Source organism: Pseudomonas sp. LBUM1644, from assembly GCF_059716195.1.
Genome location: NZ_CP166812.1, coordinates 3491420 through 3508504 on the forward strand (window position 1 = coordinate 3491420; position 17085 = coordinate 3508504).

The 17085-nt window shown below is 60.1% G+C and carries 19 protein-coding genes; 12 read left to right on the forward strand and 7 right to left on the reverse strand.

From position 1 onward, the window contains the following. Positions 1 to 72: 72 nt before the first annotated feature. Positions 73 to 1074 carry a FecR family protein gene (locus ACA052_RS15715; protein ID WP_497645703.1) on the forward strand — a complete coding sequence of 334 codons (1002 nt, stop codon included), beginning with the start codon at positions 73 to 75 and terminating at the stop codon, positions 1072 to 1074. Positions 1075 to 1201: 127 nt separating this feature from the next. Here the strand turns inward: ACA052_RS15715 and pvdQ are convergent, their stop codons facing one another. Beyond that, a complete protein-coding gene (pvdQ, locus tag ACA052_RS15720) occupies positions 1202 to 3532 on the reverse strand; it encodes a bifunctional acylase PvdQ (RefSeq protein ID WP_497645704.1) in 2331 nt (776 codons plus the stop codon). A gap of 345 nt (positions 3533 to 3877) precedes the next feature. Between pvdQ and ACA052_RS15725 the strand changes: the two genes are divergently transcribed. Next, on the forward strand, positions 3878 to 4249 hold the full coding sequence (locus ACA052_RS15725) for a fe2+ zn2+ uptake regulation protein (RefSeq protein WP_497645705.1): 372 nt from the start codon (positions 3878 to 3880) through the stop codon (positions 4247 to 4249). A 19-nt stretch (positions 4250 to 4268) separates the two neighbouring features. Here ACA052_RS15725 and ACA052_RS15730 read toward each other — a convergent pair whose 3' ends face one another. Next, positions 4269 to 4457 (reverse strand): hypothetical protein, encoded by a 189-nt coding sequence (locus ACA052_RS15730; RefSeq protein WP_028620074.1) that lies wholly within the window; start codon positions 4455 to 4457, stop codon positions 4269 to 4271. Positions 4458 to 4620: 163 nt separating this feature from the next. On the opposite strand from ACA052_RS15730, the gene ACA052_RS15735 reads away from it, so the two are divergent. Beyond that, the gene (locus tag ACA052_RS15735; RefSeq protein WP_497645706.1) at positions 4621 to 4758 is read left to right on the forward strand and encodes a hypothetical protein; all 138 of its coding nucleotides are present in this window, start codon (positions 4621 to 4623) and stop codon (positions 4756 to 4758) included. Between the two features lie 3 nt (positions 4759 to 4761). Here ACA052_RS15735 and ACA052_RS15740 read toward each other — a convergent pair whose 3' ends face one another. Further along, entirely contained in the window at positions 4762 to 5691 is a 930-nt protein-coding gene (locus ACA052_RS15740) for a LysR family transcriptional regulator (RefSeq protein ID WP_497645707.1), read from the reverse strand. Between the two features lie 115 nt (positions 5692 to 5806). On the opposite strand from ACA052_RS15740, the gene ACA052_RS15745 reads away from it, so the two are divergent. The 4 genes from ACA052_RS15745 (at position 5807) to ACA052_RS15760 (ending at position 9542) form a co-directional block, all read left to right on the forward strand. After that, entirely contained in the window at positions 5807 to 6802 is a 996-nt protein-coding gene (locus ACA052_RS15745; protein WP_497645708.1) for an aldo/keto reductase, read from the forward strand. A gap of 185 nt (positions 6803 to 6987) precedes the next feature. Beyond that, complete coding sequence (locus ACA052_RS15750) at positions 6988 to 7434, forward strand: DUF411 domain-containing protein (RefSeq protein WP_497645709.1); 447 nt, start codon at positions 6988 to 6990, stop codon at positions 7432 to 7434. 115 nt (positions 7435 to 7549) lie between these two features. Continuing rightward, the gene (locus tag ACA052_RS15755; protein WP_497645710.1) at positions 7550 to 8575 is read left to right on the forward strand and encodes an alpha/beta fold hydrolase; all 1026 of its coding nucleotides are present in this window, start codon (positions 7550 to 7552) and stop codon (positions 8573 to 8575) included. Between the two features lie 13 nt (positions 8576 to 8588). Continuing rightward, positions 8589 to 9542 carry a D-2-hydroxyacid dehydrogenase family protein gene (locus tag ACA052_RS15760; protein WP_497645711.1) on the forward strand — a complete coding sequence of 318 codons (954 nt, stop codon included), beginning with the start codon at positions 8589 to 8591 and terminating at the stop codon, positions 9540 to 9542. 107 nt (positions 9543 to 9649) lie between these two features. Here the strand turns inward: ACA052_RS15760 and ACA052_RS15765 are convergent, their stop codons facing one another. Next, the gene (locus ACA052_RS15765; RefSeq protein WP_497645712.1) at positions 9650 to 10423 is read right to left on the reverse strand and encodes a class I SAM-dependent methyltransferase; all 774 of its coding nucleotides are present in this window, start codon (positions 10421 to 10423) and stop codon (positions 9650 to 9652) included. 151 nt (positions 10424 to 10574) lie between these two features. Here ACA052_RS15765 and ACA052_RS15770 point away from each other — a divergent pair, with 151 nt between their 5' ends. Genes ACA052_RS15770 through ACA052_RS15785 form a run of 4 tightly spaced genes read left to right on the forward strand, consistent with a single transcriptional unit; the run spans position 10575 to position 12994 of the window. After that, positions 10575 to 11120 (forward strand): cytochrome b, encoded by a 546-nt coding sequence (locus ACA052_RS15770; protein WP_497650333.1) that lies wholly within the window; start codon positions 10575 to 10577, stop codon positions 11118 to 11120. Between the two features lie 27 nt (positions 11121 to 11147). Continuing rightward, positions 11148 to 11678, forward strand: a complete 531-nt coding sequence (locus ACA052_RS15775; RefSeq protein ID WP_497645713.1) for a tetratricopeptide repeat protein — start codon at positions 11148 to 11150, stop codon at positions 11676 to 11678. Positions 11679 to 11732: 54 nt separating this feature from the next. Further along, entirely contained in the window at positions 11733 to 12230 is a 498-nt protein-coding gene (locus ACA052_RS15780; protein ID WP_497650334.1) for an RNA polymerase sigma factor, read from the forward strand. Then, the gene (locus ACA052_RS15785) at positions 12227 to 12994 is read left to right on the forward strand and encodes an anti-sigma factor family protein (protein WP_497645714.1); all 768 of its coding nucleotides are present in this window, start codon (positions 12227 to 12229) and stop codon (positions 12992 to 12994) included. The genes ACA052_RS15780 and ACA052_RS15785 overlap by 4 nt, the downstream gene beginning before the upstream one ends. Positions 12995 to 13302: 308 nt before the next feature. Here ACA052_RS15785 and ACA052_RS15790 read toward each other — a convergent pair whose 3' ends face one another. The 3 genes from ACA052_RS15790 to ACA052_RS15800 form a co-directional block, all read right to left on the reverse strand. Beyond that, the gene (locus ACA052_RS15790; RefSeq protein ID WP_497645715.1) at positions 13303 to 13554 is read right to left on the reverse strand and encodes a hypothetical protein; all 252 of its coding nucleotides are present in this window, start codon (positions 13552 to 13554) and stop codon (positions 13303 to 13305) included. Positions 13555 to 13663: 109 nt separating this feature from the next. Further along, positions 13664 to 14965, reverse strand: a complete 1302-nt coding sequence (locus tag ACA052_RS15795) for an ATP-binding protein (protein WP_497645716.1) — start codon at positions 14963 to 14965, stop codon at positions 13664 to 13666. Positions 14966 to 14969: 4 nt separating this feature from the next. After that, positions 14970 to 15671: a response regulator gene (locus ACA052_RS15800; RefSeq protein WP_497645717.1), complete on the reverse strand. Its 702-nt coding sequence runs from the start codon at positions 15669 to 15671 to the stop codon at positions 14970 to 14972. 252 nt (positions 15672 to 15923) lie between these two features. Between ACA052_RS15800 and ACA052_RS15805 the strand changes: the two genes are divergently transcribed. Beyond that, the gene (locus ACA052_RS15805; RefSeq protein ID WP_497645718.1) at positions 15924 to 17081 is read left to right on the forward strand and encodes an efflux RND transporter periplasmic adaptor subunit; all 1158 of its coding nucleotides are present in this window, start codon (positions 15924 to 15926) and stop codon (positions 17079 to 17081) included. The last annotated feature ends 4 nt before the right edge of the window (positions 17082 to 17085 follow it).

The following is a 17085-nucleotide window of genomic DNA, read 5'->3' on the forward strand; positions in this document are numbered from 1 at the left end:
TGGGTAATTGCCATGACCCTTGTTCTCGCAGACTTCCCTCAAGGTTAGAATGCGGGAAATCAGGATGAGTCAATGACCGACAACCCGCTCTCGCAATCCCAAGATGACGCCATCACCGATGCCGCTGCGCATTGGTGCATGCGCCTGCATGAACCTGACTGTACCGCCGAGGAGCGGCAGGCGTTCGAGCAGTGGCTGGATGCTCATCCACTGCACGTGATCGAATACGAGGCCATGCTGGACATCTGGGAAGTCGCGGGGGATCTGCCACGTCCGGAAACGGTAGTGCCGATGATTCGCGCCAAACCGCAGACACCCTGGCGCACGTTCGGCATGGCAGCCGCCGTGTGCGCCCTGGTGTTGCCATTGGCCGCCTACAGTGGCTGGAACATGGGTTGGTTGCCGAATTCGTATCAGCATTTCGAGGCCACCGACAATGTGCGTCAGGTCACCTTGAACGACGGCAGCAAGGTCGAACTGAACCTGGGCAGCGAGCTGACGTACAGCAACTACAAGGACCAGCGCCAGGTCACCCTGAAAAAAGGCGAAGCCTTCTTCAGTGTCAGCCACGACGCCACTCATCCGTTCATCGTCAAAGCCGCCGAAGGCAAGATCCGGGTGACCGGGACCCGGTTCAATGTCTGGATGTATGAAGACCAGGTGAAAGTGAACCTGATCGAAGGTTCGGTGCTCGTCACCAGCAACGATGACCTACCCGGTGATGGCCTGCGCCTTGGGCCGGCGATGCAGGCGAGCTACAAACAGGGCGACTATATTCCGCGGATCAGTCAGACCTACGACAATGACAACTCATTGGCCTGGCGCAGCGGCAAGTTGGTACTCGATGATCTGGCGCTGGCCGACGCATTGCCGCTGATCAATCGTTACCTGGCCAGCCCGCTGGTGGTGGCTGACAACAGTACCGGGGCGATCCGCATCGGTGGCATCTACAACATCAAGGAGCTGAACACCCTGGTGGCGTCCCTGCCCAAGGTGCTGCCGGTCTACCTGACCCGTAACAAGGACGGCAACCCGGTCGTCAATTCCATTCCGCAACAAACCCCAAAAAGCTGAAAGCCGCGACCCGAACACCAAACACCAAACATTGTAGGAGCGAGCTTGCTCGCGATGGACGTTAACGATAACGCGTAGTTACTGGTTATACGCGGTGCTCTGGAGTTCATCGCGAGCAAGCTCGCTCCTACAATTTCTTATCGTCCTGCTCGCGGATGGTCTGCACCTGGTACTGCGGATCGGACCTGATCTGCTGCTCGGTGAACGGCAACACGCTCAATTGTTTCTTCGAGAAAGCCAGCGTCTGGTCCCGTGAATACTTCGAAGACGGGTCACTGGACAGCGAGAAGGCCAGCAAGCCGAGTGCTTGCGGTCCCTTGTCATCAAAGGTCACCACCTGCAAATAACTGGTGCCGCTCACGACTTCAAGTTTACCATCGGTCCTCGGCACGCTTTGAATGGCGTTGTAGACCCCCAGCGTACCCGGTCCACCGTGTATCGGCGTCTGTTGGCCCCCACTGCTGACCACTTGAATATCGCCCCAGCGGCTATCAGCCTTCAGCCCCATTTTGTTGACCTGTTCGACCGACGCCAGCATCGCTTCACGCACAGCCTGGGCGACCTCCGGCCGGTCCACGGCCAGGCCTCGCGGCGTGTGTTGCGGGTCTTTCGGATCGAACGCTACCCGCCAGACATCGGGCGCTTGCTGTAGCGACTCCATCACCTGCTGGAAATGAACGAAGCCCAGGCCACTGTCCAGATTGGCGCTGCGATCCCAGGCCGTGAGGCTGGCACACAACGGCGCGAGCGATGACGCATCAGCGCCCAGGTCCGCCGCGCAGAATTGCAGCAGGTCCGGCATCACTTGCGTCGCCTGGTACACCTGATCGTCCATCACCATGTGTTGCAGGTCCGTCGCCGCAATCGGGCCGGCCTTGTTCAGCGTGCTCAGACGCTCCAGCGCGAAGCGTGACCGCAACCCCAATGGCTGGCCATCCTGGCTGATCAGTGGTGAAAAACCGCTGAGCGGTTGCGCCGGATTGGCCATCCAGGCCGAATCGTTGGAGTGCTGCACAAAGTCTCTGCGCAACAGTTGCGGCAGTTGGTCTGCCGCATAAATACCTTTTTGCGCAGCGTGCGGATCGATGTCCCAGGCACACGCGCTGTTAGAGCCGTCGAGAACGATCATCTGCAACCCGGCCCGAGGATCGCTGCACGCGGCCAGTTTCGCGGCATTCACGTTCGGCACCACCGAGAGGTTCATATAGAGCGTCTGCCCCTGATCATCCGCCGCCAGGGTGTTGACCCACGGGATGCCCTGAAGTGTGTGCACCGAAGCCTGCAATTCCTTGAGGCTGACGGCACGGTTCAGGGCGTACCACTGTTGCAGAACCCGGTCGTTATCCAGATTGGCATCACGCAGGCTGAAGGCGAAGTGGTTGTCCCAGTCGAGCTTGCCGGGCCATTGCACAATCGGGCCGAACTGCGAGCTGTAGACCACATGGGAAACCGCTTTGACTTGGCCATCTGCTTGTTTCACGTTCACCGTCACGGTCTGCTTGTCCATCGGCAACGATTTGCCATCGAGCAAGTATCGCGTGGCATCCTTGGGATCGAGTTGCAGGCGGTAGAGGGTGAAATGCTTGGACGAGTCGACAGTGTGGGTCCAGGCCAAGTGTTGGTTGAAACCGATATTGATCATCGGCAGACCGGGCAAGGCCGCGCCCATCACATCCAGCTTGCCGGGAATGGTCAGGTGCATCTGATAGAAACGCATGCCGCCGACCCAAGGGAAATGCGGATTGGCCAGTAACATGCCGCGGCCGTTGAACGAACGCTCGCTGCCCACGGCAACCGCATTGCTGCCACGATCCAGGGCAAAGCGCTGCTGGCGCGAATCCGCCACCTGGAACGCGGCTTGGTCGCCGGCAATCCGCGTCACGGCTTCAGGCGGTGCTGCGCCGGCCAGGGCTTCGGCAAACTGCCCTACTCCACCCTCGACCAACAGGCGACGGGTCAACTTGACCAGGTCCTGCGCGGTAATATCGCGCACCCACTCACCCTGGCATTGTTGCGGTAAACCCTGGGCTCGGCGTTCTGCCTGCGATCGGTTGAAACCCGCGACATAACCTTCCATGAGGTCACGCACTTCCGGGGTTTGTGCCTTCCAGAAAGCGGCGACGGCCCGGGGTGTATTCAGCCAAGTAAAAAACACATCGCTGACCGGGTTTTCGCGTTCTTCGACGGTGAGCTGATCCGGACCGAAATACCGGGAACGTTCGCCGTTGACGGTGGTGATTTCATTCGCCAGCAGGCACACGTTGTCCTGAGCATAGGCATAGCCAATGCCGTAGCCGAGGCCGCGCTCGGTGTCGGCACGAATGTGCGGCACGCCGAAACTGGTCCGGCGGATCTCGGCCGTCGCCTGATCCGGCTGGCTGCGAGCGTTTGCCGCAAGACTCAAGCCCGCCAACACGCCTACAAGGCTCAACCGGGTTAACTGCCTGGAAATAATCACGCTCGCTCCTGATCGTCTAAACGAAGGCCACACAAATGCCGCTCCCCGCGCGCCCTGTAGGAGCTGCCGCAGGCTGCGATCTTTTGATCTTGATTTTTAGAAGCAGATCAAAAGATCGCAGCCTGCGGCAGCTCCTACAGGGGGTGGTGCCAACCGAAAGGCATGCCTCCCCTAGAAACGAAGCAAATGACAAAAATTTAAGGGCTTTGCTATGGGCTCTGACACGTTGCTGACGTGGCGGTGACAAAATTTCTACATTTGAGCCTTCATTATTTGCCCAGCTCATACGTCTTACAGCTTGAGAGCACCATTTTCCTGATCAGGCTCTGAAAAGGAGTTTTTTGCATGTACAACTCGCAACTGCCAACGGACGGTAGCCATGCGCCTAAGGGCACTTCCATGAACTCAGTCGTTTTCGAACAGCGGACCGAACGCCACGGCAATGAGCGGATCCGGTTTCTGCTCAAGAGCTTCGGCCTGCGCACCAGTCTGATCCGCCTGAAAGTCATCGACGCCTTGCTGGTCGCTGCCGACAACGAACGCAGCCTCGGGGTGCGTGGCGTGCACACTCAGTTGTTGGACCTGGATATTCCCCTGTCCTTCTTGAGCGTGAGAGAAGTGTTGAAACGCTTGTGCGGCGAAGGCGTGATTATCCTCAACCCGGACAAAAGCTACAGCCTGCACCCGCAGGCTCTCGCCACGCTGCACGGCGAATAACCCGCCCCCGACGCGCCGATCAGGGCTTGACCTTGCGGCGCATCACGCCATTGATCACCACCACGATCACCGCCACGCCAATTGCGATGTACTGGAACAGCTTTTCGCTGATGACACCGGTGTTTTGCAGGTACGACAGGCCAAACATGATCCCCAGGACCACCAGGGAGATCAGAATCGAGTATTTCAAACGTTGCGACTGGGTCATTGCCACTTTCCTGAGCGTGAACCTTGAAATGTATCCGGTTTGTATCCGAATGCATGCCAAGCCCCTACCGTTCTTTGGGGATGGGGCGCTGCAAACGGGGTCTCATGTTACAGCCGATGAAGAGTTTTGGCTTCATTGCGGCTTTAACCATGAGGATTTTCAAATGTTCCGTCGAATCACACTGCTGATTCCCCTGCTTGCCATCCTGTCCTTGAGCGGCTGTATTATTTTCCCCCACGGCGGTGGGCACCACGACCGCTATTACGACCACGGCGGACCGGGTTATTACCAGCATCGGTAGTGCTCACCCAGCAGCCTGAGACCTTCTGAAAAAATCATTTCCCGGCTGCTCACACAACTCCACCATCCAGTCCACGAACACCCGAACCCGCCGTGACAACTGGCGGTGAGGAGGATAAAGCGCCGTCAGCGGCATGCACGGGGGCGGCGCTTCCCTCAGGACTTCAATCAAACGTCCCTCCTTGATCTGCCGGGCCACGTGATAGTACGGGACCTGCACCAGGCCATACCCGGCCTCACACGCCGCCAGATAACCATCGGCACTGTTGACTGAGACATTCTTGGGCAAGTTGATCGCCTGTACCTGGCCATCGACGACAAACTCAAGCCCGAAGCGTTTGCCGTTGCTACTGGACACGTACTCGACCATTTGATGCCCCGGCAGCTGCGCCAGACTTAGCGGCATCCCGTGACGCTGCAAATAATCAGGACTGGCACAAGTCACTTGGTCCAGCGTGACCAGCGGCCGCGCCACCAGTGAATCGTCGAGTGAAGAACCCCCGCGCAGCACGCAATCGATGCCTTCGCGAATCAAGTCGACGGGCCGGTCATTCAGGCCGATCTCCAGTTCGATCAAGGGATAACGCGCCGTAAATTGCGGCAGTGCCGGGATCACAATCAAGCGCCCTACCCCTGCCGGCATGTCCACCCGCAACAAACCCCTGGGGTTGTGGCGGGCAGCGGAGAACACCGCTTCGGTTTCTTCCAGATCCGCCAGCAGCCTGACGCAACGGGGATAGTAGGCCGCACCGTCGAGGGTCAGGCTGATCTGTCGCGTGGTGCGTTGCAGCAACTGCACGCCCAGATGCGCCTCAAGTTGCTTGATCAGGAGGGTCACCGAAGCACGAGGCAGTTTCAGACTGTCGGCCGCCTTGGCAAAGCCGCCCAGCTCGACGATTCGGGTAAACACGCGCATGGCGTTGAAACGGTCCATTAGGCTGTCCCGACTGATTATTTAGAAATCACGAATAGTGATAGCGGTTTTAGCCGGTTTATCTTGTTTCTGTCGAGGCCAACAATGGGATTCACATTCACAGGGAGCTGATCTCATGCAAACACGTCAATTGGGAAAAAACGGGCCGCAGGTCTCGGCGATCGGACTGGGCTGCATGGGCATGACCGATTTCTATACGACCGGTACCGACACCCGCGAAGCCACGGCCACCCTGCACCGTGCGCTGGAGCTGGGCATCAACCTGCTCGACACCGCCGACATGTACGGGCCGCACACCAACGAAGAGCTGATCGGCCAAGCGATTGTCGGCAAACGCGACCAGGTGTTCCTGGCGAGCAAATTCGGCATCGTCCGCGATCCGGCCAACCCGGTCGCGCGGGGCGTCAATGGTCGACCGGATTACGTTCGCGCCTCTATCGACGGCACCCTCAAGCGCCTTGGCGTTGAAACGCTGGATTTGTATTACCAGCACCGGATCGACCCGCAGGTGGCCATCGAGGAAACCATCGGCGCCATGGCCGAACTGGTGAAGGCCGGCAAGGTTCGATACCTGGGTTTGAGCGAGGCTTCAGCCGCGACGCTGGAGCGGGCGCATAAGGTGCATCCGATCAGCGCGTTGCAAAGCGAGTACTCGCTGTGGAGTCGCGATCAGGAGGAGAACGGCTGCCTGGCAGCGTGCCAGCGGCTGGGCGTTGCGTTCGTCCCCTACAGTCCGTTGGGTCGCGGTTTTCTCACCGGTGCCCTGAAAAGCCCGAATGATTTCGCGGCGGACGACTACCGTCGCTTCAGCCCGCGCTTTCAAGGTGAAAACTTCGCGAAAAACCTGCTGCTGGTGCAGCAAGTGCAGGCACTGGCCGCAGAGAAAGGCGTGACCGCTGGCCAACTGGCGCTGGCGTGGGTGTTGGCCCAGGGCGATTACCTGATCCCGATTCCGGGGACCAAACAGCGCAAGTATCTGGAAGAAAACGTGGCCGCGCTGGACGTGAAGCTGAGTCGCGAAGAGCTGCTTGCCCTGGAAGCGATATTCCCGGCGAATGCCACGGCCGGTTTGCGTTATCCGGAAGAGGTGATGAAGTTGCTGGACCGTTAACGGCTTGTCCCCCTGTAGGAGCTGGCGAAGCCTGCGATCTTTTGATGTGGTCTTTTAAGATCAAAAGATCGCAGCCTGCGGCAGCTCCTACAGGGGGATCGTATTGGTTGGAAACAATCTCGTACCTCGTTGACCGGAAAACCGTTCAGAATGCATTTTTTCGCCGTATTTAGAGACGAAATTTTATGCGAACCCACCTGCGTCTGGTCGCCCTGAGCGCCCTGTTCATTTCTTCCCTCGCCCAGGCCGCCGACCTGATCCCGATCGAAGTCCACCGCGACGCCAATTGCGGCTGCTGCAAAAAATGGATCAGTCATCTGCAAGCCAACGGCTTCAAGGTCGAAGACCACGTTGAAGCCAACATGAGCGAATTCAAGCAACAACACGGTGTACCGCCACGCCTGGCGTCGTGCCACACCGGCTTGATCAACGGCAAATTCGTCGAAGGCCATGTGCCGGCCGATCAGGTGCTGGCCTTGAGCAAGCGAGATGACCTGCTGGGTGTGGCAGCTCCCGGCATGCCCATGGGTTCGCCCGGCATGGAAATGGACGGCATGAGTGATGCCTACCAGGTAATCGGTCTGAAAAAGGACGGCACTGACGTGGTGGTGGCGGACTACCCCGCGCATTGAGGTTCGGCGACTTGAGGCTGGATGGGTTGAACGATCAGGCGCGGCGACTGCCTGTGTTTAATGTCGCCCTAATCGTGCCGTTCCGGCATCGGTCGATTTCCTGTGGAGCTCCCCCATGCCATTGCCGATTTCCCGCTGGCTGCCCAGCCTGCTACTGACCGCCGCATTGCCCGCTATCGCCCACGCCGAAGGCCCGGAATACGGGCCCGAACTGCAAGGTTTCGAGTATCCCTACACGGTCAAGCATTTTGCCTTCCAGTCCCAGGGCAAATCCTTGCAAATGGGCTATATGGACGTTGCCGCCCACGGCAAGGCCAACGGGCGCAGCATTGTGCTGATGCATGGCAAGAATTTCTGCGGCGCCACCTGGGACAGTTCAATCAAGGCCCTGAGCGAGGCCGGTTACCGGGTGATCGCCCCGGACCAGATCGGTTTCTGCACCTCCAGCAAACCGGACAACTATCAGTACACGTTCCAGCAACTGGCGACCAACACCCAGCAACTGCTCAAGGCCCTAGGCATCCAGAAGGCCAGCGTGCTCGGGCACTCCACCGGCGGCATGCTCGCCACCCGCTATGCACTGCAATATCCCGATCAGGTCGAGCAATTGGCGCTGGTCAACCCAATCGGCCTGGAAGACTGGAAAGCCCTCGGCGTACCGTATCGCACGGTTGATCAATGGTATGAACGGGAACTGAAACTCAGCGCCGACGGCATCCGCACCTATGAGCGCAACACGTATTACGGTGGCCGCTGGAAGCCCGAATTCGATCGTTGGGTAGACATGCTCGCCGGGCTGAACAAAGGCCCCGGGCATACTCAAGTGGCGTGGAATTCGGCACTGATCTACGACATGATCTTCACCCAGCCGGTGTACTACGAATTCAAGGACCTGAAGATGCCGACGCTCTTGATGATCGGTACGTCCGACACCACCGCCATCGGCAGCGACATCGCCTCACCCGAGGTCAAGGCAAAAATCGGTCATTACGACGTACTCGGCAAACAAGTGGCGAAGCTGATTCCGCAGTCGACCCTGGTCGAGTTCCCCGGCATGGGGCACGCGCCGCAAATGGAAGAACCCACGGAATTCCACCAGGCCCTGCTCGCCTGGCTGAGCAAGACCAACCCTGTTCATTGATGAGGTAAGGCTGATGGCTGTGCAGATTGCGGTAATCGATGATTGGCAAGATGTAGCGCGTAACGTGGTGGACTGGTCGGTTCTGGACACCCTCGGCCAGGTGAGTTTTATCCATGACTACCCTGCCGACAACGATGCGATGGCCGCACGTCTGGGCGAGTTTGAAGTAATCTGCGTGATGCGCGAACGCACTCGCTTCGATGAAGACCTGCTGCGACGACTGCCGAAACTCAAACTGCTGGTCACCGGCAGTATGCGCAACGCGGCCCTGGATTTGAAAGCCGCCGCCGCGCTGGGCATTCAAGTCAGCGGCACCGACAGCTACAAACACGCTGCCCCGGAACTGACCTGGGCCCTGATCATGGCTGCCACCCGCAACCTGGTCGTCGAAGCCAACGCCCTGCGCGCCGGCAAGTGGCAGCAAGGCCTGGGTGGCGATCTGCACGGCAAGACCCTGGCGATCCTGGGGCTGGGTAGCATTGGCCAGCGTGTTGCCCAGTTCGGTCAGGTGTTCGGCATGCGGGTCATCGCCTGGAGCGAAAACCTGACGGCCGAACGCGCTGCCGAAGCCGGCGCGACCTACGTCAGCAAACAGGCGCTGTTCGAGCAGGCCGATGTGCTGTCGGTGCATCTGGTGCTCAGCGAGCGCAGCCGAGGCCTGGTGGACGCTCAGGCGCTGGGCTGGATGAAGCCCACCGCGCTGCTGGTCAACACCGCCCGCGGGCCGATTGTCGATGAAGCAGCGCTGATCAAGGCCCTGCAAAAACAGCAACTGGCCGGTGCGGCGCTGGATGTGTTCGAGCAAGAGCCCTTGCCTGAACATCACCCGTTCAGGACGCTGGAGAATGTACTGGCGACGCCGCATGTCGGGTACGTCAGCCAACAGAATTACCACCTGTTCTTCTCGCAGATGATCGAGGATATCCAGGCGTGGTCTGCGGGTGAGCCGATACGCTTGCTGAGCTGAAACCGCGTCATCGTTCTTCGCGAGCAAGCCCGCTCCCACAGTTGATTTGTGTGCGCCACAAATCAACTGTGGGAGCGGGCTTGCTCGCGAATGGCCTCATCACAGAGTTAACTGCCCTTCACCGCCACAAACGCCGCCGTCACGTAGGGCACCGTCACCACTTCTTTGCCCCTTAAATCAGGCTCGGCAGCAATCAACGCCCTGATCTGCTCATCCACTTGCGCCCGCTCCACCGCCGGCAATGCCGCGACAAAACTGGTGGAGCGCACGCGGTTGAAAATCACATCCTCCGGCGAGCCCGTGTGCCCATGGCTGAACTGCTGCTCTTGCAACGGCCCGAACGCCGCATGAGGAAATGCCCGGCGCCACGCCCCGGTGTAAAAGCGCGGGGTGTCGTCCTCCAGCGCATTGACGATCGCATCCAGTTTCGGCACCCAACTCACCCGGGTATCACGCAGGTTCCACACCAGCCCCAGTTTGCCGCCGGGCTTGAGTACCCGGGCAATTTCCGTCAGCGTCTCGTGACTGGCAAACCAGTGAAACGCCTGGGCGCAGATCACGACATCCACCGACGCATCCGGCAGCGGCAAGTCCATCGCGGTGCCGTTGACGGCCAGCACCTCAGGAAAGGCCCCGGACAGTTTCTCGAGCATCTGCGGCACTGGCTCCACGGCAATCACCTGCGCCCCGGTCGCCACCAGCCGAGCGGTGAATTTGCCGGTGCCCGCCCCCAAGTCGATGACCGCTTTATCCGCGTTCAAGCCGAGCGTCGTGGTTAGCCATTGGGCCACTTGCGGCGGATACTCCGGGCGACCGCGGACGTAAGTCTCGGCAGCGGTTTTATAGCCGGCCGCCGCTGAGTGATGGACCTGATCTTTCATGGCAGTGCTCCAGATGACAGCGAGTGCCGTCGAGCATAGCCCCTCGATTCGAGCTTTCCTCGCAATCGCCGATAGAAAGAAATGAATAATTGTTAACCCTGCGGTGTTCTCCTATCAACGCCCATGAGGATTACCTTTGAACACCCTGAACATGAACACGCCGACACGTTACGACCGCCTGACCATGAGCCTGCACTGGCTGACTGCCTTACTGGTGATTGGCATGTTCGCCAGTGCACAGGTCTGGGAGCAACTGGCCAAGGGCACGCCGTTGCGCAAGGAACTGCAGTCACTGCACATTTCCTGCGGCATCCTGCTGGCGGTGATTGTCCTCGCCCGCCTGATCTGGCGCCTGACCCGAGGCCGGCGTTTGCCGCCCGCCAATAAAGGGGCGATGAACATTCTGGCGAAGACCGCGCATCTGGCGCTGTATGCGCTGTTGTTGAGCCAGATCGCATTGGGCTTCCTGTTCCGTTGGGCCCAGGCCGAGCCGTTCAACTTTTTCGGCCTGTTCGATGTCCCTACGTTGATGAGCTTCGATAAAAGTATGAAATCGGTGTTCGGCGGCCTGCACGAACAAGTGGCCTGGGCCATCATCATTCTGGCCGGATTGCATGCCGTGGTGGCCCTGGTTCACCATTACGGCCTGAGGGATAACACCTTGCGCCGCATGTTGCCCGGGCGTGGTTGGAACTGAAACGAATAAACCTGTGGAGCATCACCCATGAATACCCGTTTCGCAGTTATCGCTACCCCGTTGTTGCTGGCTGTCGCGTTATCCGGTTCGTTTGCCTGGGCCAACGGTGAAGATGATGCCCCGGCCAAACCCAACTGCCCCAAAGGCCAGGTCTTCGACACCAAGTCACAGAAATGCCTCAAGCAAACCAGCAGCCTGGTGCCGGACGCCGACCGCACCACTTATGCCTATCGTCTGGCCAAGGACGGTCGCTACGAAGAAGCCCTGGCCCTGCTCGATACCCTGAAAGACCCGAACACTGCCATAGCCCTGAACTATCGGGGTTACGCCACGCGTAAACTGGGCCGCACCGATGAAGGCATCGGGTATTACCTGCAATCGGTGAAACTCGATCCGCAGTACGCGCAAGTCCGCGAGTACCTCGGTGAAGCCTACGTGATCAAAGGCCGGCTGGACCTCGCCCAGGAACAATTGCGGAAGATCCAATCGATCTGCGGCAATACCTGCGAGGAATACCAGGACCTGGCGGAAGCCATCAACGATTCATCGAAAACCTGATACCCCAAGCAGACGGAGGTCGCCATCGCCAGCGATCAGGCAATACGGGCAGAGCTGGGCCAGCATCTGGCGCGTTTATGGCGCTACGGCCTGCTGCTGTCCCGGCAACGGCATGTCGCCGAAGACCTGGTGCAGGCCACCTGCGTGCGGGCGCTCGAACGTGCGGCGCAGTTTGATCCGGGCACGCGCATGGACCGCTGGCTGCTGAGCATCCTGCATTCGATCTGGCTCAACGAAGTACGCGCACGTCGCGTGCGCCATGGCCAGGGGCTGGTGGATGCCGACAATGCCTTGTCGTTCGACGGTGAATACGCGGCGCAGACCCACGTCCTCGCTGCGCAGGTGATCCGGCGCGTCGATGCGTTGCCCGAGGCCCAGCGTGAAACCGTGTTCCTGGCCTACGTTGAGGGCTTGTCCTACCGCGAAGTCGCCGAGGTCCTGCAGGTGCCCATCGGCACGGTGATGAGCCGCCTCGCCGCCGCCCGGGTGAAACTGGCCGAGTATCCACCGTTGCAGGCGGTGCCGAACCCTACCACTGGAGAACGTCGATGAACGATCACGCGATACCTTCGGATGAGCAGTTGGTCGCCTACCTCGACGACCAGCTCGACACCGAACAACGCGCCCGCGTCGACGCGGCCATTGCCCAGGATTCGATGCTCAACCTGCGCCTGCAATGGCTGGCTCGCAGTAGTCTGCCGTTCAACCAGGCCTTCGATGAATTGGCGCGACAGGCGCCGGTGGATCGCTTGCAGTCCATGCTCGATACCCTGCCCTCGCCTGAACGCCCGGGGATGAATCGGCGTTGGTTCCTCGCGGCGGCCGCCAGCCTCGTGGTCAGCGGCGTGCTCGCGGACCGGTTGTTCCTCGGCTGGCAATCGACCCAGGAAGAAAACAATTGGCGCGGATTAGTCGCCGACTACATGTCGCTCTACGTGCCGCAAACCCTGGAACACTTGCCCAGCGACGAAGCGGCCCAACGCGTGCAATTGCGGACCATCGATTCGCGCTTGGGCCTGAATCTCCTGCCCGCGCAACTGACCTTGCCGCGCCCCGAGTTCAAGCGTGCGCAGATCCTCGAGTACGACGGCGTGGCCATCGCCCAGATAACCTACCTGGACCCGGTCCACGGCCCGATGGCGCTGTGTATCACCCGCGCCAACAGCGGCACCCGGGATTTCGCCCGGGAACGCCGGCATGGCATGAACATCGTCTATTGGGCCGACATGGAACACGCCTGGATGCTGATCGGGCACAACCCGGCGGAGGAACTGGAGAACATGGCCAAACTGTTGCGGCAACGGCTCAGCACCTGAGCGATCCAGCCCCCTGTAGGAGCTGCCGAAGGCTCGGGCCGCGTTCGGACGATCTTTTGATCTTGCTGTTGGCCGCAGAAGCAGAATCAAAAGATCGCAGCCTACGGCAGCTCCTACATTCGGTCGCAAGACCGTAGCAGCTGTCGAGCCTGCGAGGCTGCGTTCGGGCCGGGGTCACGCTCGACCGGAGTCCTCGCAAATCGGTCTGCCTGATTAACCTTGCTGCCTGAATTTACGACTGCTGCGCAGCCGGACGCAGCCTCGCAGGCTCGGCAGCTGCTACAAAAAATAACGTCTGGTTATTGATGTCAGAAGGTTCTTTCCAGTGCTCCCGGGAGCACCCCCGCCGCACCGATCGCCACCGTATATTTCACCGTGTCGCCCACGAAAAAACAGACTTCACCTTCAGGCGTGATATTGGGCCCTATCCTGATGGCTAATCGGGAGGAACCGTCATCAGGCGTCACCATGGCAAACTTCGTCGACGTTGTTTCTACCCTGACCTCCCTGATCGCACTAATAGTCCCAAGGCCGTTTTTTTTTATTGGGTGCTCAACCATCTCTCCTCTCCTTGCCATCAGCACTTGCCGTAGAAGGCTGACTGCGAAGAAGCAATAAAACGCTTAATTGGTGAAGGTGACTACTGTCAAATCTGACAGGTGAAGCTTATTAATCAGTGCTAGGCAACCACAATCGAAACCTCGCGCCCCCCAGCGGTGAGGGTTCAACGGTCAACGTACCACCCTGCGCTTCCAGCGCCCGGCGGCTGATCGCCAGCCCCAAGCCAAACCCTCCGGTGGCCCGATCCCGACTGCGATCGAGCCGATAGAACGGTTCAAATATCCGCTCTCGCTCATCGTCGGGAATGCCGATCCCGTCATCGTCCACCCAGATCTCACAGCCCTTCGCGCACACTTGCACCCCAATCTGAATCCGCTTCTCGCAGTAACGCATCGCATTGCGCAGCAGATTCTGAATAGCGCGGGCGGTCAGGCGTGGGTCGAGGCTGAAGCGTTCGAGCTGACCGTGGAGCAGCACGTCGATGACGATGTCCGGGTTTTCCAGCTCCTCGTCGACGCTGCCTAAAATGCTGTCGATGAATTCATCGAGTGACACCTCGACCTGCTCCGGCACTTTCGCCGGGTTTTGCAGGCGGCTGTAAGACAGCAGTTCCAGGACCAACTCGTCGAGTTCGCGGATGTGTGCAACCAGGCTTTGCAGACGTTCGCGACTGGCGGCAGGCAAGTCGTCGGACAGCGCCAGTGCGAGTCCGAAATCCAGGCGCGTCAGCGGCGTGCGCAGTTCATGGGAAACGGCGTTGAGCAGGTCGCGCTGCTGGTTGAGGAGTTTTTCGATGTCGCCGGCCATGGTGTCAAAAACATGGGCCAGGCTGCCGATGTTAGAGCGGGCGGAAATCTGTGTGCGCTCACTCAACAGCCCTTTGCCGAAACGTTCCGCCGTGCCTTTGAGCCGTTCAAGGTCGCGCCAGTGCGGGCGCAGCCACAGCAGCAGGCACGCGAGCATCGTCGCGCCGATCAGCACGTTGATGCTCCAGTAGAGCAAATTGACGTCCAGCGGGTCCGGTGGCACGACCATCTGCACCACCGACTGCTCATTCAGCGGGGCCACCGCCAGGGTGCGCCAGCCCCAGTCGCCAACGCGCACGACGTTCTCGCCACGCTGCAAACGTTCCCGCTCGTGCAGGGTGAAACCGGCATCATCGTTGTGGGTCAGCACGATGCGCAGCGGGTCGAACTCCCTGTCCATCTCGACCGCCAATGCCGGCCACTGGGCTTCGGGTATGGCATGAAACTGTTTGACGATGAGGGTTTGCAGCCCGCGCGAATAGTCGAGGTTGTAGGTAACAAAGCGTTCATGGAACACCTTGATTACCAGATCCGGCACCAGGTAAATCGCGGCGCTGAACGAGACGATGGTCACTAGGTAAAGACGAAACAGGATCCTGAACATCGCCTCAGCATTCCCACTCGGAGCGGCTGAACAGGTAACCCTTGCCCCACACCGTCTTGATCTTGCGCGCCTCGCCTGCGTGGTCGTCGAACTTACGCCGCAGCTTGGAAATCGCCACGTCCACCGAGCGGTCAGTGCCATTGAATTCGATGCCGCGCAGGCGCTGCAGAATCTGGTCGCGGCTCAACACTTCGCCGGCATGCCGGGCCAGCACTACCAGCAGGTTGTATTCGCCGCTGGACAGCTCCACCAATTGCTCGCGCCAGGTCACCGTGCGCTCGGACAGGTCGATGCACAGGTTGCCCATCAGAATGCGGTCGTTGGCCGACTGCGGTTCGCTGAGGCTGCTGCGGCGTAGCAGGGTCCGGACCCGGGCCAGCAACACCCGCGGCTCGCAGGGTTTGGTGACGTAGTCGTCGGCGCCCATTTCCAGGCCCAACACCTGATCGTGGCTGTCGTCGCGGGCGGTGAGCATCAGGATCGGTAACGTAGCCGAGTCGGCGCGCAGCAAGCGGCAGACTTGCAGGCCGTCCAGCCCGGGCAGCATCAGGTCGAGGATCACCAGGTCCGGCGGATTGACCCGCGCCCGCTCGCGCACCTGGTCACCACGGCTGAGCACGCTGACGGAGTAGCCGTTGCGTTCCAGGTAGCTGGCAATCAATTCGGAGAGCGCGGTGTCGTCTTCGACCAGGAGGATGTTGGGCATGGGGTTTTTCCAGCAAATGCGAGGGTGACTGTTCCGGCCTCTTCGCGGGCAAGCCTCGCTCCTACAGGCCCTGCGGTAATTCTGTAGGAGCGAGGCTTGCCCGCGAACGAGCGCGAAGCGGTCGCCAAGGATATACGCCCCCGCACACACCTGAGTAAAACCCTTACACAATTTCACACAGCACCTACAAAGCTTCACCGCTACCCTCGTCAACGCCCAGTAGGATGCTGGGGGTCATTATTGGGGTAATTCATGTCCAGGAATCTGCTTGCCAGGCTCAGCCTGATCGCACTGGCGTTGCTGCTCAGCGCGTGCGACAAGTCCTCGAACGCCGAAGAACAGGCGCCGCTGGCGACCGTTCGCGTCGAGACCCTCACAGCCCGGCCGCTATCGATCAGCAGTGAGCTGAGCGGACGGATTGCCGCGCCGCGGATTGCCGAAGTCCGCGCCCGGGTCGCCGGCGTAGTGTTGCAACGGGCCTTCCGTGAAGGCAGCGACGTGAAAAAAGGTGACGTGCTGTTCCACATCGACCCGGCACCGTTCAAGGCAGATCTGGACAGCGCCGAAGCCGCGTTGCGCAAGGCCGAGGCCAATGCGTTCCAGGCAAGACTGCAAGAGCAGCGTTACGCCCAGTTGATCGAAGGCAACGCCATTAGCGGCCAGGACTACGACAACGCCCGGGCCAGCGTCCGGCAAACCGCGGCCGACGTTGCCGCCAACAAAGCCGCCGTCGAGCGGGCAAAACTGAACCTGGGTTATGCTACCGTCACAGCGCCGATTTCCGGGCGCATCGGTCGCGCGCTGGTCACCGAAGGCGCCCTCGTCGGGCAGAACGAAACCACGCCGCTGGCCTTGATCCAACAGCTGAATCCGATTCATGCCGACCTGACCCAATCGACCCGCGAACTCAACGACCTGCGCCGCGCCTTCCGTTCCGGCCAGTTGCAGCAGGTCGGTCAGAACCAGGCCAAAGCCACGCTGATCCAGGACGACGGCAGCCTCTATCCGTTGCCCGGCAAGTTGCTGTTCACCGACATCACCGTCGACCCCGGCACCGGCCAGATCATCCTGCGCAGCGAATTTCCCAATCCCGACCTCGACTTGCTGCCCGGCAGTTTCGTGCGTGTGCGCCTGGAGCAAGCGGTGATTGCGCACGGCATCAGCGTGCCGCAACGGGCGATCCAGCGTGACAGCGCCGGCATCGCCCTAGTGTTGTTGCTCGACGCCGAGCAGCGTGTCAGCCAGCAGTCGGTGGAGTTGGGCGCCGTGCAAAACGATCGCTGGATCGTCACCGGCGGCCTCAAGCCCGGCGACCGCATTGTCATCGAAGGCCTGCAACACGCTCGTCCCGGCGAGAAAGTGCAGATCGACGACACCCCTCTTCCACTTGCCCAGGTTTCTGGTCAGTAAGCAG